Raw genomic sequence first — 20,494 nt, 5'->3', positions numbered from 1 at the left:
TCTTATTTTTTCTCTATTTGAACTTCGAACATTTTGTCCCAAAATTTTCCGGTAACAAAGAATGTTTTTCGTTCTGCATGGTAGGCTATACCGTTAAGAACATAGTTGGTTTTGTCCCAATTTTCTGTTTTGGTTATTTTATCGCTTAGGCCACTAAAATTAATAACCCCTTCAATTGCACCAGTTTTGCTGTCAATGATCATAACGCTGGGTTTTTGGTATACGTTGGCATATATCTTGCCATCAACATATTCCAATTCATTAGCAGAATTAAAAATGGAGGAATTGGTTACCGTTTCTATATGACTTTCCTCTGTCATGGTTTCAGGATTAATTAGCCAAATTTTTTCAGTTCCATCACTTTTAAAAATTTTTGTGCCATCATTGGTTAATCCCCAACCTTCTCGACTTTTTCCATATTGAAAATTATCAAGTTTTTTAAAAGTATTTAGGTCGTAAATAAAGCCTAAACCACTTTGCCAGGTAAGCTGATAGATTTTATCATTAAGAATAGTAATGCCTTCTCCAAAATATGATTCGTCCAAATCTATTTGCTTATAAACTTCACCTGTCTTAAAGTTTAGTTTTCTTAAAAAAGACTGACCTTTTTTACCTGTTGATTCGTAAAGGGTATCATTATAGAACTCTAAGCCTTGGGTATAGGCTTTAGTGTCATGTGGGTACTCGTTAATGATTTTGTAGGTGTAAATTTCAGGAGCTTTCTCTGATAATACTTTAAGGTTTTTGTTTATTTCAACAGTTTCACCATCAAAAGTAATTTTAGCAGTTAAAACTTTATGCCCTAGTGTAGGCAGATTGACTTTAATTTTACCATTATTCACAGGTAAAGTAGTGTTGTCAATACTATATTCCACACTTTCTATCTGTTTTTCTTTCTTGTTGTTGATGGAAACACCTATTTCTTGATTTTGATTTATTTGTTTTAAATTATTCTCTAATTTAATTTCAAATAATGAAGAGGCTTTTTGGTTGCCACTGCCGCAAGAAGTGAAAATGCTGGTAATAAGAATAATACAGATTATTTTGAAGATATTCATTAAGTAAATCGGTGTTTTAGAATTAGTGGTATTCCACTAAAAGCATGAGTGATTGTTAATAAAAGGCAATTTAATTCATAAAAATTAGAAACTAAAAGGATTGTCAAAGTTTTAAAAGATTGTATATTTGCACCCGGCAAGTCCTACACGACCAGCTCCTGTAGAATCCCCCAGGGTGGGAACGCAGCAAGGGTATACGGTCGTAGCGGTGCGATGTAGGTAGCTTGCCTTTTTTTGTACCCAAAAGTGAAAGAACTTAAACTTGGGTAATATATTCAAAATCAACTCTATATAAAATTTAGCATCACTTATTTTCTTTAAAATGAAAACAAAAGTAGTACTAATAACAGGTGGGTCTTCAGGAATTGGAAAAGCAATAGGCATACATTTAAAGAGTAAAGGGTACATCGTATACGGTACAACTCGTGATGTAAGTAGATATCCTTCATTTACGGATTTTCCTCTTTTGGAAATGAATGTCAGAAATGTAGAAACCATTAAACAATGTATCAATACACTTTTAGGGAAAGAAAATAAGATTGATGTATTGATCAATAATGCAGGTATAGGTATTACCGGTCCTATGGAAGAAACACCGCATGAAGAAGTACTTAATGCTTTTGCAACAAATTTTAATGGCCCATTGAACGTAATGAACAACATTTTGCCCATCATGCGCAGTCAAAAAAATGGTCTTATTATTAATATTACTTCAATTGCCGGTTATATGGGGCTGCCCTATAGAGGTATTTACTCGGCATCTAAAGGTGCTTTGGAAATTGTTACCGAAAGCTATAGAATGGAAACCAAGCAATTTGGGGTTAAGCTTACCACATTGGCTCCGGGAGATTTTGCAACAAATATTGCTTCTGGTAGGTACCATACTCCTGTGTATGATAATTCTCCGTATAAACGTGATTACAAGAATACTCTTGAGGCTATTGATGCTGATGTTGATAGTGGGGGGGACCCGGCAGATGTAGGTAGAAAAATTGCAAAAATTATTGAAACAAAAAATCCAAAACCTCACTATAAAGTTGGTTCCTTCATTCAAAAATTTTCATTGACACTTAAAAATATATTACCAGGACTTTGGTTTGAGAAATTGTTGGAAAGCCATAGCTCTCATTAATTTTTGTAAATATTTGAAAAACCGTCAACAATTACAGAGTTGTCCGTTATGATAGCTTTATTGATGGGATATAACACCAATTTTTCGGTAAGTTCCTTAAAATCGTTACTATGATATTGTAATGTTGGGTCTACACCAAGTGTGGTTAGTATATTCTTCCACTGGTCATAGTCGGTTTTAATATTAATGCCTATAAGTTCGTGATCAGGCTTGTTTTCTTTCAGTACAGCAATTCTCTTGAAGATATCTAAATACTGTTTTCTATTGGTGCCAGACCAAAAATAGAATAATACCTTTTTGTTTGCGGCAATCTCCGTTAGCGTTTTTGATTCGTTTTCAAAAGTAAGAACAGAAAGATTGGGAATCATTTTGGTGGGTTGAAGATTTGCAATTCCCTGATAAAGATTCTCAATTTCCGCTAAGTGCATATTGTTCTTTGAGACCATCTTAAATTCTTTGATGAAAATTTCTGTGTTTTCCGGAGCATCTTTTTTCTTTAATAGGTAGTCAAATGCAACATTTCTAAATAAGTTGTCCCTTAATTCCTTTTCAACGACAAGGCTATCTATTAAATGGAGCTTGTGTTTTTTGTAATGTAATTGTTTGCTTACGTTTTCATGAATATCGCCACAGTTATCCATACAGGTCATGTAAGATAAATTTCCTAAATGAGCTTTCATGAAGTCATAATAGGGTCTTAGGTAAGTTAGCGTATGGTCATCGTAATTTATGTCGCTTCTATAGGCATAGAAGTCTTTTGGTAAATCATGAAAATTTTCCTCTGCTGTTTTTCTTTTATGTCTAAAAGGATATATTTCTTTATATCTGTTGTAGGTATAGTCAATGCTTCCCGTTAGTAATTTAATAGCTTGATTGGAAATTAAATTTTCAGCATTCAGTTCATTTAGTTTATTGACTTTTTGTTGCTTTAGAGATTTGATTTTCTCTAAAAATTCCAAGGGTTCCAATTCGTAGTATTCAGAATACATGTCAGAATCTTCTACTTCCGTTGCCAAGAAAAGATCTAAGAGAAAATTATTTGTTTCTTCATTACTGCCAGAAAAAACTAAAGATTCATCAAAATATATTGTATTGAGCCTAACCATAAGGCTATCACCTTTTTCTAAATACACATATTGGTGTTCTGGAGCTATATTAAAATGGTAAAGACCATTTTCAATTGAAGATAATTTAAACTTGAACCTGTTATTTTCATCAAGTTTTGCTGAATCTATTTTTGATCCACCTTTAAGTAATATTACTTGATCACTTGTTGGGTTTACAATTTCACCAGCAAAAAGTACGGTGTCAGAATCTTTTTTTGTGGAGGAACAACCCACTAATAAGGCTACGCAAGTAGAGAGTAAAATTCTTATCATATAGTATATGGGACTGGTGATAGTCAAAAATAATAAACAAGATCTCCAGATGTTGTTAATAGCTAGTTAAATGTTATGAAGTGCTAACTTAAGAATCTTTTAGAGAATTAGATCAAAATCTAAGCCGTGTAAGCCTATAAATTCTGTATTTTTGCACGGATTTTTAAAATTTAGTTTCTATGTTATCTGTTTCTAATCTTTCTGTACAATTTGGGAAAAGAGTTTTATTTGATGAAGTAAACGTTGCCTTTACGCAAGGTAATTGTTATGGTATTATTGGTGCTAACGGAGCTGGTAAGTCTACATTTTTAAAGATATTGGCAGGACAGATCGATCCAACTTCTGGTCATGTACATTTGGAGCCTGGTAAAAGAATGTCCATACTGGAGCAAAATCACAACTCTGCAGATGAATATACGGTTTTAGAAGCTGTGGTTATGGGTAATAAACCACTGTATGAAATCAAAAAAGAAATAGACGCTCTTTATGCTGATTATGATGATAAGAATGCAGATAGAATAGGGGAGTTACAAGTGAAGTTTGAGGAAATGAACGGTTGGAATGCAGATAGTAATGCGGCCGCCCTACTTTCTAACCTTGGTATTAATGCCGATATGCATTATACCCTGATGTCAGAGTTAGATTCTAAACTAAAAGTACGAGTGTTGCTGGCACAGGCGTTATTTGGTAATCCAGATGTGCTGATTATGGATGAGCCTACCAACGACTTGGATTATGAAACAATTAGTTGGTTAGAGAATTTCTTGGCAGATTATGAGAATACGGTAATAGTAGTGAGTCATGACCGTCACTTTTTAGATACGGTATGTACAGACATAGGAGATATAGATTTTGGTAAACTAAACCTATACTCAGGTAATTATACTTTTTGGTATGAAAGTAGTCAGTTAGCTGCTCGCCAACGTGCACAGCAAAATAAGAAGGCTGAGGAAAAAGCAAAAGAATTACAGGAGTTTATTTCTCGATTTAGTGCAAACGTTGCAAAAAGTAAACAAGCAACTTCACGTAAAAAAATGCTTTCCAAGTTAAAGGTTGATGATATTAAACCGTCTAGCCGTAGATATCCGGCAATTATATTTGATAGGGAAAGAGAAGCAGGCGATCAAATTTTGAACGTTGAAGGTCTTTCCGCTTCTACGGAAGAAGGAGAGGTGTTGTTCAATAATATTAATATAAACCTGGCTAAAGGAGATAAAGTTGCTATTATATCTAGGGATTCTAGAGCAACATCTGCATTCTATGAAATTATAAACGGTAATAAAAAGGCTGATAAAGGATCTTACCAGTGGGGTGTTACTACCACTCAATCATACTTGCCAGCAGATAATTCTGATTTCTTTACAGATAACATTAACCTTGTAGACTGGTTGCGCCAGTATGCCAAAACCGAGGAGGAAAGAGAAGAGGTTTATATTAGAGGTTTTTTAGGTAAAATGTTGTTTAGTGGAGAAGAGGCACTTAAAAAATGTACGGTACTTTCAGGAGGTGAAAAAGTTCGTTGTATGTTAAGTAGAATGATGTTAATGCGTGCTAATGTATTAATGTTGGATGAGCCAACAAATCACTTGGATCTTGAAAGTATTACAGCTTTTAACAACTCTTTGAAGAACTTTAAAGGAACGGTGCTTTTTACAACACATGATCACGAATTTGCTCAAACTGTGGCAAATAGAATTATAGAATTGACTCCAAAAGGCAACATTGATAGATATTCTACGTTTGATGAATATATGTCTGACAAGGCATTAAAAGACCAGCGTAATAAAATGTACGCTGTTTAAGCATAGAATAATAGATTAACCCAAATCAATGTTTTATGAAAACCTACAATTTTGTGACCTGCTTTGTGCTGGCCTTAAGTTTCGTTGCCTGCGATAAATCTACCAATGAGCAACAAGAAGAAACATCAACTAATATAGCTGTAGACTATACGGTCTTTTTAAAAACGAACGATAACGTGAATGCCGTTATTGTGCGCGATAATGAGGGTAATTTGGCTACGGAAAGTGAAGTAGTCTCTTTAGGCAATATACCTACAAGTGCTATAAAAATAAAATCTGTAAATGGCTTAGGGTATTTTTATACAGCCAATTGCGAAGCTGCTTTGCAATGGTATAATTCAGAAAATCAGACTTCTGGTTCAGTTCAGCTGTTCAATGATTTAAATGCCTGTGATGTTAGCGTAGCTTCTGTAACTTATAATGAAGATAATGTGTTTGCTGCGTATGAAGTAGATTTGGCGGGTAAGGACAAACATTATGTAGTAAGGGTAAGTTCTTTGGACAATCCTTCAGCTTTCTCAGAGGTTATCATTGATAATAAACCTGTAGATATTGTGGAATCCTCGGGCAAACTTTTTGTTTTAACTTTAAATGAATTTGTGTCCAATGAATATCATTTATCGGTAATAGACTTAAGTACCTTAGATGAAATGGTCAATGTAGATTTAGGTTATGACGCGTTAAGGTTGTTTAAGAATGATTCTGGTGAAATAATAGTGAGTTATCCTGAATTGCATACGATAATTGATCCAAAGACCTTAGATAAGGTCTATACTACCTATGGGGAAGATACAGCACCGGGATTTATTTCTACTCAGGATTATCATATTGGTAATGATGGTAAATTTTATTTTCAAAAATACATGCCAAATGCAGCTATTAAAGAAGTGCCAGCTACCTATGATTTTAATAGGAACGGAACTGTAGTTTATTTGTTTGAGAACTTTTTATCGGATTCTGAATTAAATGTAAAATATAATATAGCTGGTACAACGGCTATTGCATATGATGATAAGAACAATTACATGCTAATTGGTTATCAAAAAAGGGGAGCGAACAATGAAGGAGGTGTACTAAGAATAACACCTTCGCCCGATTTTAAATTGATAGATAATATAGACGTCTCCGGTATACCTCAAACCATATTTGTCAATTAAAATTTAACTGGTTTAACTGTTATAATATTTGCTGTTCCATATAGCAGGACTAAAGTTTTTACCTAATGCAAAGCCATAAAAAATAACTACAGAGGCTATACATTTAAACATGAAGAAATATAGAATCCAAAATTGAGCGTTTGTACTTGATTTGGAAAATAGACCGTTTGGGATCATTAAAGTAACTAGGAAACTAATTAGTAATACTAGTATGATAAGGTTCGCCATGTTTTTAAAAGGCCACATTAATAATTTTCTAAAAGGATGAAGGTCATTGCCCCATTGGTGTATTAAATAGTAATAGCCATTTCCAATAGGGGCAAACAATAGTGGGTCATCTTTATCCTCTAACTTAAATAGCTTAGAAGGAGCAATAATTTTAAAACCCTTGATTTCCGTATCGTGTTCTTTTTCAAGGGCTTTAATTTTTGAAAGCCCTTCGGCTGGTATAGTGCCTTTAAAATACTTGGTATCAAGAAAACGTAATCGATAATCTATACATATCTGTTTAATTTCTTTGGTGTGATAAATCTTGTCACTGTTCAATAAATCAATATTGAATTTATTGTTCGCAACGCCATTACCAATAATTACATTGTTCTCTATTCTATCTAATTCATTATCAAGATTGGATAATATGGAATACACTTGTTTAAGGTCTATGTCTTCAGCTAAAATTCGTTTCTTTTTAATAGAAGATAGCTTCTGTTCAATATTTGTTTTAGGCAGTAACATATGTTCTTTTTTAAGCAATACACTCAAAGTTAAGTAATTAGTGTTTTCATGTAAATTCTGTTCAACTTAATTAAAAGTTAATAAAATGTTAAAATTTGTTTTTTCGATAATTTGAACTAGGTGCAAATGGGTTCAAATTGTATATTGACGATGAAATTGACCCGTTCGTCGATTTTTAGAACATTTGCCCCTTAAGAACCAACTATTATGAAAAAATGGACATCCCTCGTGTCCCTGTGTGCCCTATTTTTTGGGTTTAGTATGCATGCGCAGGACAATGCAATTGAATTTAAGTTCGATAATTTAATTTCAAAATTACCTTCAGAAAAATCTATTTTAGAACGAACGGAAAGCTTTGAAAACCATTCTAGTTTGTTAAATGCATTAAGAGCGGTTAATTTGGATAAAGTCTTAAATTATAATGGGGAATTTACTGTCTTTGCGCCCTCTAATCTCGCATTTGAAAAACTTTCAAAATCAACATTGGATAAATTGTTTGATCCGGAAAATAAAAGGACCTTAAAGGCCATGCTTTCCTATCACATCATTGCAGATAAATTATCGGCATCTAGTATACTTAAAGCAATGTGTAGAGGAAATGGCATAGCTAAATTTACGACCATACAAGGCGATGAAATTACGGCTTCAATGCAAGGTATTGATATTGTCTTAACCGATAAATTTGGTAATCATGCTATGATTACTACGGCAGACTCAAATCAATCAAACGGCATCATTCATGAGATTGATACCGTTTTTGTTCCTGAAAAAATGTTGTAGTTACCTTAGGCTGGCTCCTAAATTACGTTCGTAGCTATTTTGTAGCTTGGACATAATTTTTTCTATTTGCTTTTCGGTCAAAGTACTCTTGTCATCTTGCAAGGTAAAGCTTACGGCATAGGATTTTTTCCCTTCCGGTAAATTTTTTCCTTCGTACACATCAAACAAGGTCATATCCTTTAAATATTTTCTTTCTGCACTGAAAGCAAGTTCATGCAGTTCACGATATGTAGCTTTTTGATCAAGTAGAAGGGCAAAATCCCTTTTTACTTCAGGGTGTTTAGGGATTTCCTTGTACTTTACGGGCGTGGTATTAATTTGCTTTAAAATAGTGCCCCAGTCAAAATCCGCAAATAATACATCTTGCTTAATGTCAAAATGTTTTAATATGGACTTTTTAACCAATCCAAATGATACCAACGAGTTCTTCTTATAGGTAAATGTTAGCCCCTCTGAAAAGATAGGGGAAGATGTAGGTTCACTTTTTAAATTGTCTAACCCCAATCTTAATAGTACTGATTGGACAATTGATTTTAATTCGAAAAAATTAGTTGCCATTGCTTTACTTGTCCAGCTATCCGGTGCAGTGTTGCCGGTTAATAAGATGCTCAGATATTTAGGCTCAATTCTTTTATCACCTTTTGCATAATATGTTTTTCCGAACTCGAATAATTTAAGGCTAGCACGTCTACGGTTTATGTTGTAGCTAGCAGCTTCCAATGCTGAAAATAGAGATGTTCTTCTTAAAATTGATAGGTCACCGCTTAAAGGGTTAATGATTTCAATTGACCTATATTCATCTTCATCAGATTCAATTAATGTAGTATATTCAGGGTTGGTCAAGCTATTGGTTAAAATTTCATTATAACCTTTAGATGCCAGTGAATTACCAATAGTGCTTTGTATTTTATGGTCTGCAGCAGCGGTAGTAGTTGCAATAGAGGCGTTTAGTTTTTGGCTAAATGCAACGTTGTTGTAACCATATACCCTTAAAATTTCTTCTATGACATCAACTTGTCTTTGTACGTCTACTCTGTAAGAAGGTACTTCAAGACCCATGCCGGCTTCAGTTACGTTCTTTACCTTAATGTCCAAAGAAGCCAAGATAGATTTTATGGTATCTTGAGGAATTTCTTGTCCAATTAACTTATTGATTTTTTCAAAAGCAAGAAACACTTCAAAATTAGGGTGTTTCTTAGGGTAGAGGTCATAAATGTCAGAGGTAATTTCTCCTCCTGCAATTTCTTTGATTAAAAGTGCTGCACGTTTTAAGCTGTACTCCACATTTTCAATGTCAATACCACGCTCAAACCTAAACGAAGCATCAGTGTTAAGACCGTGTCTTTTTGCTGATTTTCTAATAGATACGGGATTAAAATAGGCGCTCTCTAAGAAAATAGATGTTGTTTCTTCAGTTACACCAGAACCCAAACCGCCAAAAACGCCTGCCAAGCACAATGGCTTTTCGGTGTCACAAATCATTAAATCGTCTTCATGTAGTGTTCTTTCAACTCCGTCCAAAGTGGTAAACTTAGTGCCTTTAGCTAAGGTTTGAACAATAATCTTATTGCCTTTTATTTTAGCTGCATCAAAAGCGTGTAAAGGTTGCCCAAGCTCATGTAGTACGTAATTGGTAGCATCTACTACATTGTTTTTAGGAGTTAATCCTATGGCTTTTAATCTATTCTGTAACCAAGTAGGAGAGGGCTGTATGATTAGATTGCTAATCGTAATTCCGCAATAACGAGGTGCTAATTCGGTTTTAACTACATCTACATCAATTTTTAATGATCGGTCATTAATATTAAAGTGGCTAGTAGAAGGGGTGATCAGTTCTTTAGTAATTTCTTTTTGTTTTAAGCCTGCTTTAAGGTCTCTTGCAACACCAAAATGGCTCATGGCGTCTGCACGGTTAGGTGTTAAGCCAATTTCGAATACTTCGTCTTCTTCAATAGCAAAGATATCGGCACAAGGTGTACCAGGTTTTAGGTCCTTTTCTAAAACCATAATTCCATCATGGCTATCACCAAGACCTAGTTCGTCTTCGGCGCAGATCATACCAAAACTTTCTTCGCCCCTTATTTTACCTTTTTTAATGGTCCATGCTTCACCCTCTGAAGTGTAAAGTGTTGTGCCTATAGTAGCTACAGGTACTTTTTGCCCGGCAGCTACGTTTTTAGCTCCGCAAACAATTTGTACAGGGGCATCTAGACCTATGTCAACCTTGGTCACCTTAAGTTTATCGGCGTTTGTATGCTTTTCACAACTTAAAACGTGTCCTACAACAATACCTTTTAATCCGCCTTTTACAGATTCAAATTTTTCAATTCCTTCGACCTCTAAACCCAAATCCGTTAAAAGTTCACCGGTTTTTTGTGATTCCCAATCTATTTGTATGAACTGTTTAAGCCAGTTGTATGATATTTTCATTCAAAACATTTATAGGTCGCAAAGATAAAACAATGCCCTAATACATTCAATAAGCTATGAAGTCTTTATTTTAATTTTTAATTCTGCCTTTTTAATTGTTTATTAGAAGTTCTTTAAATAAAAAAATATGAGAATAAGTATTGCAGTACTTTTTGTGTTCATGGTATTAGTAGGTTGTAAAGAAGAAAAGGTGGTTAAAAACTTAGCTGAGGGCAATTGGTTAGTTGAGCTAGAAGTAATGGATAACCAAGTGTTACCTTTTAACTTAAAAGTTGAAAAGAACATAAATGGTGATTATGAAATGAATATTATAAATGCCGATGAAGTTATACGAATAGATGAAGTGGAAGTTAAGGGAGATTCTATTTTTATGTATACACCGGTTTTTGAAGGATATTTGGCGGGCACTTTTACAGATAGTACCATTGAGGGGCAATTTATTAAAGAAAGTCTAGATAGGATAGTTCCTTTTAAGGCAATTCATGGTGTTAATGAAAGGTTTAAGGTTGCAAATAAGAAAGGTAAGGAGAACGTAACCGGCATATGGGAAACTTATTTTAGTCCTAATTTGGAAGAAGAATACGTAGGTAAAGGTATTTTTTTACAGGAAGGACATAAGGTAACCGGAACGTTTAGAACTACTACAGGAGACTATAGGTTTTTAGATGGTGTAATGGATGGCGATTCTCTTAAATTATCTGCATTTGATGGTGCCCATGCTTTTCTGTTTACCGCAAAAGTTACGGACTCTAGTATGAATGGTGTTTTCTATTCTGGAAATCATTTTAAAGAGCCATTTGTGGCTACTAGAAATGATGATTTTGAACTTCCGGATCCAGATTCACTTACATTTTTGAACGAAGGTTATGATAAATTGGCATTTACCTTTCCGGATAGTAATGGCGATAAGGTTTCATTGTCAGATGATAGATTTCATAACAAGGTCGTTATTGTGCAATTAATGGGAACCTGGTGCCCAAATTGTCTAGATGAAACAAAGTTTCTAGTGGAATATATGGCTGAAAATAAAGATATAGAAGTCATAGGGCTAGCTTTTGAGTCGGCAAAAACAGAAGATAAAGCCTTTAAAGGCATTCAGCGTCTAAAAGATAGAATAGGGGTGGGTTACCCAATTTTACTTGCGCAATACGGTACTTATGATAAATTAAAAGCGCAAGAAAAACTACCTATGCTTAATCATGTGCTGTCGTATCCCACAACCATTTTTATCGATAAAAAAGGTAATGTTAGGAAAATTCATACCGGTTTCAACGGGCCGGCAACAGGGGAGAAGTATATTGAATTTAAAAAGGAGTTCAATGAATTGGTGACCCAATTAAATAATGAGTAGCTTAGATAATGGTAGATTTACCTAAGCCTATGTTTTCATCGTTAATATTAAAACTACCATCTAATTCCATAATATTATCGGCAATAAAGTCACCAACATAATTGGTCCCATATTTAGAGCTTCCTAATATATCTGGTGTTACTATTTTTTTAGAAAAAGATTTTAAGACCGCTGCTACTACTGCATCAGATTCCTCGTTCATTTTAAAATGTTGCAATAGCATTGCGACGCTTAAAATAGAGGCTACTGGATTTGCAATGTTTTTACCGGCTGCATCAGGGTAAGATCCATGAATAGGTTCAAACATGGCATGCTCTAGCCCAACTGAAGCAGAAGGCAGTAACCCAATAGATCCGGCAATAACGCTTCCTTGGTCAGATAGTATATCGCCAAACATATTGTCGGTCAATATAACATCGAACTGTGATGGGTTTAAAATCATCTGAACCGCAGCATTATCAATAAACAGGCAATTCAATTCCACATCTGGATAACTTTCAGAAATAGCACGAACTACGCGTCTCCATAAACGAGATGTTTCAAGAACATTGGCCTTGTCAACCAATGTTACCTTCTTCTTTCTTGACCTGGCAGATTTGAAGGCTAGGTGGGCTATCCTACTGATTTCAGACTCAGTGTAAGTACAAGTGTCCGTTGCTGAATTTTTGTCTTCATCATTGGATTTGTTACCATAATAGATTCCGCCTGATAATTCCCTGAAAATAATTAGGTCGGTATTTTGAACTTGTGTCTTTGAAAGTGGTGATTGCCTAACCAATGAAGGGAACACCTTTACGGGTCTAATATTGGCAAACAGCCCTAATTTTTTCCGTAATTTCAAAAGACCTTGTTCTGGCCATACTTTGGCTTTAGGATTGTCATCAAATTCAGGAAGGCCCAAAGCACCAAAAAGAGTAGCATCTGTACTTTTGCAAAGTTTTAAAGTTTCTTTAGGTAAAGGGCTGCCTGTCTGCTTAATGGCTGATGCACCAATTAGACCGTTCTTAAATGTAAAACTATGCCCAAAAGTTTCTTCAACAGAACGCAGGCACTTTATAGATTGTGCAACAACCTCTGGTCCAATACCATCTCCCTCTAAAACAGCAATGTCTAAATGCATAATTAGCTTATACTTTGTAAATCTATTTTTGAGGTCTCAATTATTTGATGAATGTCATCGTCTTTCACCTCTTTTTTAACGTCGGCATATTTCAAGAACTCTTGGTATACTTGGTCTAGTTGTGTTTTGGTTAATTCGTAACCCACAATTTTTGCTCTATAGGCCAAGGCTGCCCTACCACTTCTGGCGGTCAACACAATTGAAGATTCTGTGACACCTACATCTGCAGGGTCTATAATTTCATAGGTCTCCCTATTTTTAATTACTCCATCTTGGTGAATTCCAGAACTGTGGGCAAAGGCATTGGCTCCAACAATCGCTTTGTTCGGTTGAACCATCATTCCCATTTTATTGGAAACCATTAAGCTAGTGTCGTATAACAATTTGCTGTTTATACTGGTGTCTAAATTTAAATCCGGGTGCTGACGCATAATCATGACCACTTCTTCTAAAGAAGTATTACCAGCTCTTTCTCCAATTCCGTTTATGGTGCATTCTATTTGTCTGGCACCATTGATGACACCTGCAATTGAATTGGCGGTCGCTAAACCTAAATCGTTGTGGCAATGGCAAGAAAGTGTTGCTTTCTCAATTCCTTTTACGTTTTCACGAAGGTATTTCATTTTTGCTCCGTATTCATCGGGCAAACAATAACCAGTGGTATCAGGTATATTCAATACAGTGGCTCCTGCCTTTATTACGGCTTCACATACACGTGCTAAAAACTCATTGTCCGTTCTACCGGCATCTTCAGCATAGAATTCAACATCTTCTACAAAAGTTTTGGCATAACTGACCGCAGCCACTGCACGTTCTATTATAGCGTCCCTATTTGAGTTGAACTTGAATTTTATATGAGAATCAGATGTGCCTATACCTGTATGTATTCTAGGCATTTTGGCATACTTAAGTGCTTCTGCGGCTACTTCAATGTCATTTTTAACCGCTCTTGTTAAGCCACAAACAGTTGCATTTTTTACAAGTTTGGATATAGCTTCCACAGATTGGAAATCTCCTGGACTGGATACGGGAAAACCGGCTTCAATCACATTTACTCCCAGAATATCTAGGCGTTCAGCGATGACCAATTTTTGTTCCCTGTCTAGTTTGCAGCCAGGTACTTGTTCTCCATCTCTTAAAGTAGTGTCAAATATTTGTACGATATCTTTACTCATATAATTTACGTAGTTTTACTCGTCAAACGAATATATAACCTAAAACACAAAACATACTAATTTTGTGAACATGTTTACAATGTTAAGTCAGTTTTTTAGGTATATAAAACATTGAATTACAATTCTTTAAACTATTATTTTTACGATGACAAATGCGCATAAAGATGCTTTGTTCGTTCTGGTTAAATCACTTTCTAAATCTGAGAAGCGTCAATTTAAGCTTTACGTGGGTAGATTAGGTGTGAATACCGATGCCAAATTTTTAGCTCTGTTCAATTTATTGGATAAAATTAAACAATATGATGAGAAAACAATACTAGAAAGTGGGATTGTTAAAAAAGCTCAGCTTTCTAACCTAAAAGCTCATCTATATAAACAGATTTTGGTGAGCCTTAGATTAAATCCGGTTAACCAGAATATAAGGGTTCAAATAAGGGAGCAATTGGATTTTGCTACAATTCTATATCAGAAAGGCCTTTATAAACAAAGCCTGAAAATATTGGATAAGGTAAAAGCAATAGCAATTGAAAATGAAGAGAAGAATATTGCCTATGAGATAGTTGAGTTGGAAAAAATCATTGAAACGCAATATATAACCCGTAGTATTCCTGATCGTGCAGATGAACTTGCAATACAGGCAAAAGAATTGTCTGGGCATAATGTTATGACCAGTAAACTATCTAACCTTTCATTACAACTTTATGGGATGATGTTAAAGGTTGGCTACGTTAGAAGTAATGAAGATTTTCAAAAGGTAAAAACCTATTTTAATGACCATTTACCGCTATATAACATAGAAGACTTAGGTTTTAGGGAAAAATTATGGTTGTACAAGGCCCACTTATGGTACAGTTTTTTAACGCAAGACTTCTTGTCTTGTTTTAAATATGCTAGCAAATGGGTAGATCTTTTTTATGATAATAAAGATATGATCTATTTAAACCCGGTATTCTTCTTAAAAGGCAATCATTATTTGCTAGAATCTCTTTTTTACGTACAATATGGTTCTCAATTCAAAGAAGTGCTTGAGCGTTTGGAAACTACCATCAAGGAAAAGAACTTTCCAGATAACGACAATATCAATTCATTAGCGTTTATGTATTTAAATGCCAACAAATTGAATTTGCATTTTTTGGAAGGCAACTTTGAAAAAGGATTGTATTTGGTAAAAATTATTGAATACGGAATTAACAAGCACAAAGATAGAATAGATGTGCATCATGTAATGGTACTGTATTATAAAATAGCATGTCTGTATTTTGGAATTGGTGATAATAAAACGTGTATTCAATACTTGAAAAAAATCATTGATAACAAGAATTTAAAAATGCGGGAAGATTTAATGTGCTTTGCTAGAGTTTTAAGTTTAGTTGCTCATTATGAGGCAGGTATGGACTATCATTTGGAAATTCAATTAAAGAGTACATATAAGTTCCTCTTAAAAATGAACGATATGCATGCCGTACAAAAGGAGATGATAAAGTTCTTAAGAAGTCTTGGTGGTATTTATCCAAACCAATTGAAGGCGGAGTTTCAGAAATTGTATACGGAGCTTAAAAAATATGAGCATCATCCATATGAGAAAAGAGCATTTTTATATTTAGATATCCTGTCTTGGTTAGAAAGTCACCTACAGAATAAGTCAGTTTCAGAAATTATACGTGAAAAAGCCTTGGCACGAACACGGTAGGAAAGTGATGAGTAAATGAAAAATAACCATTTTCAGCATTTATTGGAAATCAATTTAGCTATGCTGTTTATTTCCACATCGGGGGCATTGGGTAGATATGTACAATTACCGGTGCCAGTGGCAATAGGTGCGCGGGCAATTTTGGCATTTATTGCATTGTTTTTGTATTGTAAATGGAAGGGGTTTGGTTTAAAAATAGATAAAAAAGATACAGGGGTTATCTTATTGAGTGGGTTATTAATGGGCATTCATTGGATCGCCTATTTCTATGCTTTAAAATTATCCAACGTAGCCATTGGCATGCTATCTATCTTCACTTATCCTGTTATTACGGCTTTGCTAGAACCAGTTCTCTTAAAAACCAAATTTCAGCTGGTACATATTTTACTGGCTGTTCTGGTGTTAACCGGAATGTATTTTCTTAGTCCAACTTTAAATTTTGAAGATTCATATACAATAGCTATAGGCTTTGGTGTGTTTTCTGCTTTGGCCTATGCGTTAAGAAACATTCTTTTAAAAAAGAAAGTTTCAAAGTATAATGGGTCAATGTTAATGACCTACCAAACAGCAATAGTTGGGGTGCTATTATTTCCATTTTTATTTACGGTTACTTCAGGGGCCATTGTGGCTCAGTGGCATGTGCTTGTGGCCTTAGCTATATTGACTACAGCTATTGGGCATACCTTATTTTTAATGACATTTAAACATTTTAATATTACTACGGTAAGTATTTTGAGTAGTATTCAACCTGTTTACGGGATTATAATAGGAGCAATTTTTCTTTCTGAAATACCAAGGGGCACAACTATTATTGGAGGTATACTAATATTAAGTTCTGTGGTTATAGAAAGTATACGTTCAAAAAAAGCTGCCTAAGTAACTTATTTGTTCTGGGAGTTGATGCCAGGTGTACTTGCTCCAAATTGATTAATGATATTATCTCCAAATTTGGTGAATTGCTCGTTTTTTGCCATTTCCCTAACCTTTGCAGGATCAAAATCTCCATTGAAATATAAAAAGGACCCGGTTTGGTTGTCGTTATTGTAAATCAGGATTTCCTTGACTAAATTTTTTCTTTCACGAACAGATACTACATTTCGTTTAAGTTCATCGTTCTTACGAAATATCTCTATGAATGAATTACCGGTAATACCATTCATCTGCTGATTTAAAAATTGAGTGCGACTAGTAGTTGTACTAGGGAATTGCATATATCTTAAATCTTTGGTGTTACCTACCATAGCTTTCATTTCTGGTGAAATTTGACTGATCATGGTAAGCATAAATTGTGGTACTCTAATCGCTGTAACCTGATTATCGTTTTTGTGTGCGTTGTAGAATGAATCAATTGAATTATAGCTGCTGCAAGACGTAATTAGTAAGAAAACGCTTAAAATCGATAATTGCTTTATCATGGTCATAGTGTTTTCCCTAAAAATAGTGAAATTAAAGACATGCATTCCAAATAGGGTCATTTGGCGGTGGGGCAATGATCTCTAAAGGTTCTTTTTTTACAGGATGTGTTAAACGTAATTTTCTGGCGTGTAAATGTATGCTGCCATCATCATTACTTCTATTGAAACCATATTTTAAATCGCCCTTTATTGGCGAGCCAATAGCGCTTAATTGTGATCTTATTTGGTGGTGTCTACCCGTTTCCAAATCAATCTGCAAAAGAAAGTAATGGTTAAGCTTTTTTATGGTTTTGTAGGTAAGCATCGCTTTTTTACTATCGGGTACCTCTTTAATATTTGCGTAAGATTTATTTTGCTTTGTATTTCTTTTCATCCAGTGAACCAGTCTTTTTTCCGGTTCTTTAGGGTTATTTTTAACAATTGCCCAGTATGTTTTCTTTGCATCTTTTTCAGCAAACATCTTATTCAATCTTGGTAGCGCTTTTGATGTCTTTGCGAACACCACAATACCAGATGTAGGTCTATCTAAACGATGAACTACACCTAAATATACATTACCAGGTTTATTGTATTTAATTTTTAAATATGCCTTAACGGTATCGCTAAGAGGTTGGTCTCCGGTTTTGTCGCCCTGTACAATATCACCAGGTCGCTTATTAATGATGATAAGGTGATTGTCTTCAAAAAGTACTTGAAGATTGTCTACGGTAGAATGTGTTTTTTTTGACAAAGAATATGATGATAATAATTAGTATTGCTCGTCATCATTAGGGAAATCTTGACTTTTTACATCACTGACGTAATTGGAGATGGCATTTCCCATTTCTTCATAAAGATTCATATATCTACGTAAAAAACGTGGGTTGAATTCATGTGTCATTCCTAAAAGATCATGAACAACCAATACCTGCCCATCTGCATATTTACCACCACCGATACCTATGGTAGGTATGGTCAAATTTTCAGAGACTTGCTTTGTGAGCATTGCAGGTATTTTTTCTAGAACTATACCAAAGCAACCCAGTTTTTGAAGTAGTTTGGCATCTTCCATTAATTTCTCTGCTTCTTCCTCTTCCTTGGCACGAACGGTATATGTTCCAAACTTATAGATGGATTGTGGTGTAAGGCCCAAATGGCCCATTACCGGAATACCGGCTGCAAGTATTCTTTTAACGGATTCCTTAATTTCTGCACCACCCTCAAGCTTTACAGCATGGGCACCACTTTCTTTCATAATTCTAATTGCCGATCGCAAAGCTTCCTTAGGGTCGCTTTGGTAGCTTCCAAAAGGTAAATCTACAACCACCAATGCACGGTCAATAGCCCTAATAACAGAAGAGGCATGATAAATCATTTGATCTAAAGTAATAGGTAAAGTAGTTTCATGACCCGCCATGACATTACTGGCAGAATCACCAACCAAAATAACATCGACTTTGGCAGCATCTACAATTTTGGCCATTGAATAGTCATATGCTGTAAGCATGGAGATTTTTTCTCCGTTCTTCTTCATATCCACTAAAGATTTGACCGTAACTCTTTTGTATTCTTTTTTAGCTGTTGACATAACTTGATTTTGGTTTTGCGCCATAAAAGTAAGGAGTTTTAATGAGACTAAGCACTCCCTAATTAGAATCCATTTGAAAAGTCATCATTCATATTTTACCTATTTTTACCGTAAATAACTTTTCAAAAGAATAACAATGAAATATTTCTCTTTGCTATTGATGCTTTTTATAATAAATGCAGTAAATGCGCAAATAGACGAAGAGGTAAAGGTTAAGTATGCCGTTGAGACTTTTTTTTATGCTTTTAATGGCAAAAATGAATTTGCCATGAAAGGCGTTGTTGACCCCGATGTTAAAATGCAAACTGTAAATTTAAATGTGCTGGGTAAAATGAGTATTCGGGATAATAACTTTAATGACATAATTAATTTTATGATTACCACGCCTGATTCCATTACCTTTCACGAAAAAATACTAGACTACAAAATTCAAATAGATGGCGGCATGGCCCATGTTTGGGCTCCGTACGAATTTTGGTACAAAGGTGAATTCAGTCATTGTGGTGTTAATTCATTTCAGTTGTTTAAAGAGAAAGATGCCTGGAAAATAATCTACCTAATAGATTCCAGAAGAAGAGAGGACTGTGATCCGGTTTCAGAATAAATAATTATATGTTATTTCCAAGGTCTAGAATTTGAGGCATCGGCTGAAGGGAAATCTTTAGGAATTTCCTGTGTTACTACTCCCGTTGCCGCCCATTCAGATCCTCGTTGAAGCGTAGTTATAAAGCCGGTACATTCCATAGAATAATCAAAGTGTCCTAGTGTGGAGTGAAAAACACGACCCTTACCATAATTAATAGCCATTAATTGTGGTACGTGTTGTCCTAAGCCGGTAACATTGGGGTCCCATGGTGGAGCATTCTTTTCAACATCGGCATATGCCGTGGCTAGTATAGTCGCATTTTCAAATGGTCCTCTCATACGTTCGTACATTTCATCTGGTGTGTGCAACCATTTTTCAGGTAAACCTTTCATGATAGGATGTTCCGCTGCCCTTGTAGTAATTTGAAATTCGTATTCTGGTCCATGAGAACCGCAAACACCAACTACGGTATCTTTTATAATTTCTCCTTGTTCATTATAGTATACGTAAGGTCCTGATTTTTCATCACGGCCACCCCATGCACCTAATCCGATCATTTTATTGTATTCTCCCCATTCTCCCCATGCATTATCTGCAGCATGTATAACCACAAGTCCTCCGCCATTTTTCATATAACTTTCAAAAGCTTCCCTAGTTTTAACGGGCCATAAAGGAGAATCGGCACCAAGGTTGGAAATGATAACGTCATAATTATCAAAATTGAATGAAAAGTCCGATGTTTTAATAGGGCTGTGAGAAATTTGATATGTTTTATCTTTCAAAGGATAGGTCTCAATAAAAGATTCATAAGCTTCGGGGCGTGTTTTATTATATTTTATTCCTAACCATATAGAGTCCATTCTTTCAATATCTACTGTAAATAAATTGGTCTGTTCTAAATAGTCCTTTATCATCATCGTTGTTTTTGGCCACACGTAATGGTTGTTCTGTCCGTCAATAACAAGGGCTTTTATTTTTTTAGGTGACTGTATATGTTCGGCTATTTCTTTCTTTTTTTCTCCGCAAGAAATAAATAGAAAACTAAAAAAGGCAATTGCCATTATATTTTTCATGTTGATGGATTAAGGTTGTATACAAATATTGTCACTAAATGTAC

General features: G+C 34.9%; 18 protein-coding genes and 1 other RNA gene. 9 read left to right on the top strand and 10 right to left on the bottom strand.

Translation table 11 applies throughout. From position 1 onward, the window contains the following. Positions 1-2 precede the first annotated feature (2 nt). On the bottom strand, positions 3-1,058 hold the full coding sequence (locus CSC80_RS15820; RefSeq protein WP_099193016.1) for a glutaminyl-peptide cyclotransferase: 1,056 nt from the start codon (positions 1,056-1,058) through the stop codon (positions 3-5). Between the two features lie 134 nt (positions 1,059-1,192). Between CSC80_RS15820 and ffs the strand changes: the two genes are divergently transcribed. Both ffs and CSC80_RS15810 read left to right on the top strand, forming a co-directional pair. Then, an RNA gene (gene ffs, locus CSC80_RS15815) (signal recognition particle sRNA small type) lies at positions 1,193-1,291 on the top strand. Positions 1,292-1,380: 89 nt separating this feature from the next. Beyond that, positions 1,381-2,190: an SDR family oxidoreductase gene (locus CSC80_RS15810; protein WP_099193015.1), complete on the top strand. Its 810-nt coding sequence runs from the start codon at positions 1,381-1,383 to the stop codon at positions 2,188-2,190. Here CSC80_RS15810 and CSC80_RS15805 read toward each other — a convergent pair. Continuing rightward, a complete protein-coding gene (locus CSC80_RS15805) occupies positions 2,187-3,569 on the bottom strand; it encodes a transaldolase (RefSeq protein WP_099193014.1) in 1,383 nt (460 codons plus the stop codon). The two genes, CSC80_RS15810 and CSC80_RS15805, sit on opposite strands and share 4 nt — an antisense overlap. Before the next feature lie 179 nt (positions 3,570-3,748). Between CSC80_RS15805 and CSC80_RS15800 the strand changes: the two genes are divergently transcribed. Continuing rightward, positions 3,749-5,371, top strand: coding sequence for an ABC-F family ATP-binding cassette domain-containing protein (locus CSC80_RS15800; protein ID WP_058102930.1), 1,623 nt, complete (start codon positions 3,749-3,751; stop codon positions 5,369-5,371). A 35-nt stretch (positions 5,372-5,406) separates the two neighbouring features. Further along, a complete protein-coding gene (locus CSC80_RS15795; RefSeq protein WP_099193013.1) occupies positions 5,407-6,528 on the top strand; it encodes a hypothetical protein in 1,122 nt (373 codons plus the stop codon). 12 nt (positions 6,529-6,540) lie between these two features. On the opposite strand, the gene CSC80_RS15790 is transcribed toward CSC80_RS15795, so the two are convergent. Then, a complete protein-coding gene (locus CSC80_RS15790) occupies positions 6,541-7,263 on the bottom strand; it encodes a hypothetical protein (RefSeq protein WP_071342387.1) in 723 nt (240 codons plus the stop codon). Positions 7,264-7,470: 207 nt separating this feature from the next. Here CSC80_RS15790 and CSC80_RS15785 point away from each other — a divergent pair, with 207 nt between their 5' ends. Next, on the top strand, positions 7,471-8,043 hold the full coding sequence (locus tag CSC80_RS15785) for a fasciclin domain-containing protein (protein ID WP_058102927.1): 573 nt from the start codon (positions 7,471-7,473) through the stop codon (positions 8,041-8,043). Here CSC80_RS15785 and pheT read toward each other — a convergent pair whose 3' ends face one another. After that, positions 8,044-10,473 carry a phenylalanine--tRNA ligase subunit beta gene (pheT, locus tag CSC80_RS15780; RefSeq protein ID WP_099193012.1) on the bottom strand — a complete coding sequence of 810 codons (2,430 nt, stop codon included), beginning with the start codon at positions 10,471-10,473 and terminating at the stop codon, positions 8,044-8,046. It lies immediately after the preceding gene. Between the two features lie 127 nt (positions 10,474-10,600). On the opposite strand from pheT, the gene CSC80_RS15775 reads away from it, so the two are divergent. After that, positions 10,601-11,824 (top strand): TlpA disulfide reductase family protein, encoded by a 1,224-nt coding sequence (locus CSC80_RS15775; protein WP_099193011.1) that lies wholly within the window; start codon positions 10,601-10,603, stop codon positions 11,822-11,824. Between the two features lies 1 nt (position 11,825). Here the strand turns inward: CSC80_RS15775 and leuB are convergent, their stop codons facing one another. Beyond that, a complete protein-coding gene (gene leuB, locus CSC80_RS15770; RefSeq protein ID WP_058102924.1) occupies positions 11,826-12,944 on the bottom strand; it encodes a 3-isopropylmalate dehydrogenase in 1,119 nt (372 codons plus the stop codon). Between the two features lie 2 nt (positions 12,945-12,946). Further along, positions 12,947-14,119, bottom strand: coding sequence for a 2-isopropylmalate synthase (locus CSC80_RS15765; RefSeq protein WP_074674129.1), 1,173 nt, complete (start codon positions 14,117-14,119; stop codon positions 12,947-12,949). Between the two features lie 145 nt (positions 14,120-14,264). Between CSC80_RS15765 and CSC80_RS15760 the strand changes: the two genes are divergently transcribed. Continuing rightward, on the top strand, positions 14,265-15,809 hold the full coding sequence (locus CSC80_RS15760) for a hypothetical protein (RefSeq protein ID WP_099193010.1): 1,545 nt from the start codon (positions 14,265-14,267) through the stop codon (positions 15,807-15,809). A 15-nt stretch (positions 15,810-15,824) separates the two neighbouring features. Continuing rightward, the gene (locus CSC80_RS15755; RefSeq protein WP_236973416.1) at positions 15,825-16,685 is read left to right on the top strand and encodes a DMT family transporter; all 861 of its coding nucleotides are present in this window, start codon (positions 15,825-15,827) and stop codon (positions 16,683-16,685) included. Positions 16,686-16,690: 5 nt separating this feature from the next. On the opposite strand, the gene CSC80_RS15750 is transcribed toward CSC80_RS15755, so the two are convergent. The 3 genes from CSC80_RS15750 to panB are packed head-to-tail and all read right to left on the bottom strand — an operon-like array spanning position 16,691 to position 18,791. Then, positions 16,691-17,224: a DUF4252 domain-containing protein gene (locus CSC80_RS15750; protein WP_236973415.1), complete on the bottom strand. Its 534-nt coding sequence runs from the start codon at positions 17,222-17,224 to the stop codon at positions 16,691-16,693. A gap of 31 nt (positions 17,225-17,255) precedes the next feature. Continuing rightward, a complete protein-coding gene (locus CSC80_RS15745; protein ID WP_074674125.1) occupies positions 17,256-17,954 on the bottom strand; it encodes an RluA family pseudouridine synthase in 699 nt (232 codons plus the stop codon). A gap of 18 nt (positions 17,955-17,972) precedes the next feature. After that, positions 17,973-18,791, bottom strand: a complete 819-nt coding sequence (panB, locus tag CSC80_RS15740; RefSeq protein WP_058102919.1) for a 3-methyl-2-oxobutanoate hydroxymethyltransferase — start codon at positions 18,789-18,791, stop codon at positions 17,973-17,975. Between the two features lie 136 nt (positions 18,792-18,927). Here panB and CSC80_RS15735 point away from each other — a divergent pair, with 136 nt between their 5' ends. After that, on the top strand, positions 18,928-19,395 hold the full coding sequence (locus CSC80_RS15735; protein ID WP_099193008.1) for a 3-methyl-2-oxobutanoate hydroxymethyltransferase: 468 nt from the start codon (positions 18,928-18,930) through the stop codon (positions 19,393-19,395). A gap of 11 nt (positions 19,396-19,406) precedes the next feature. On the opposite strand, the gene CSC80_RS15730 is transcribed toward CSC80_RS15735, so the two are convergent. Next, complete coding sequence (locus CSC80_RS15730; protein ID WP_099193007.1) at positions 19,407-20,450, bottom strand: ThuA domain-containing protein; 1,044 nt, start codon at positions 20,448-20,450, stop codon at positions 19,407-19,409. Between the last annotated feature and the right edge of the window lie 44 nt (positions 20,451-20,494).

The organism is Maribacter sp. 6B07 (genome assembly GCF_002700155.1).
GTDB classification, from domain to species: domain Bacteria; phylum Bacteroidota; class Bacteroidia; order Flavobacteriales; family Flavobacteriaceae; genus Maribacter; species Maribacter dokdonensis.
Note: the sequence above shows the minus strand (reverse complement) of the source record. Positions and strands in the feature narration are given on the sequence as shown.

What these genes read in the sequence shown, in the direction of transcription:
- leuB (WP_058102924.1), bottom strand. Translation starts at nt 12,944, where the DNA reads ATGCATTTAGACATTGCTGTTTTAGAGGGAGATGGTATTGGACCAGAG.
- CSC80_RS15805 (WP_099193014.1), bottom strand. Translation starts at nt 3,569, where the DNA reads ATGATAAGAATTTTACTCTCTACTTGCGTAGCCTTATTAGTGGGTTGT.
- CSC80_RS15765 (WP_074674129.1), bottom strand. Translation starts at nt 14,119, where the DNA reads ATGAGTAAAGATATCGTACAAATATTTGACACTACTTTAAGAGATGGA.
- panB (WP_058102919.1), bottom strand. Translation starts at nt 18,791, where the DNA reads ATGTCAACAGCTAAAAAAGAATACAAAAGAGTTACGGTCAAATCTTTA.
- CSC80_RS15800 (WP_058102930.1), top strand. Translation starts at nt 3,749, where the DNA reads ATGTTATCTGTTTCTAATCTTTCTGTACAATTTGGGAAAAGAGTTTTA.
- CSC80_RS15750 (WP_236973415.1), bottom strand. Translation starts at nt 17,224, where the DNA reads ATGATAAAGCAATTATCGATTTTAAGCGTTTTCTTACTAATTACGTCT.
- CSC80_RS15730 (WP_099193007.1), bottom strand. Translation starts at nt 20,450, where the DNA reads ATGAAAAATATAATGGCAATTGCCTTTTTTAGTTTTCTATTTATTTCT.
- CSC80_RS15790 (WP_071342387.1), bottom strand. Translation starts at nt 7,263, where the DNA reads ATGTTACTGCCTAAAACAAATATTGAACAGAAGCTATCTTCTATTAAA.
- CSC80_RS15810 (WP_099193015.1), top strand. Translation starts at nt 1,381, where the DNA reads ATGAAAACAAAAGTAGTACTAATAACAGGTGGGTCTTCAGGAATTGGA.
- CSC80_RS15820 (WP_099193016.1), bottom strand. Translation starts at nt 1,058, where the DNA reads ATGAATATCTTCAAAATAATCTGTATTATTCTTATTACCAGCATTTTC.
- CSC80_RS15760 (WP_099193010.1), top strand. Translation starts at nt 14,265, where the DNA reads ATGACAAATGCGCATAAAGATGCTTTGTTCGTTCTGGTTAAATCACTT.
- pheT (WP_099193012.1), bottom strand. Translation starts at nt 10,473, where the DNA reads ATGAAAATATCATACAACTGGCTTAAACAGTTCATACAAATAGATTGG.
- CSC80_RS15795 (WP_099193013.1), top strand. Translation starts at nt 5,407, where the DNA reads ATGAAAACCTACAATTTTGTGACCTGCTTTGTGCTGGCCTTAAGTTTC.
- CSC80_RS15735 (WP_099193008.1), top strand. Translation starts at nt 18,928, where the DNA reads ATGAAATATTTCTCTTTGCTATTGATGCTTTTTATAATAAATGCAGTA.
- CSC80_RS15785 (WP_058102927.1), top strand. Translation starts at nt 7,471, where the DNA reads ATGAAAAAATGGACATCCCTCGTGTCCCTGTGTGCCCTATTTTTTGGG.
- CSC80_RS15775 (WP_099193011.1), top strand. Translation starts at nt 10,601, where the DNA reads ATGAGAATAAGTATTGCAGTACTTTTTGTGTTCATGGTATTAGTAGGT.
- CSC80_RS15755 (WP_236973416.1), top strand. Translation starts at nt 15,825, where the DNA reads ATGAAAAATAACCATTTTCAGCATTTATTGGAAATCAATTTAGCTATG.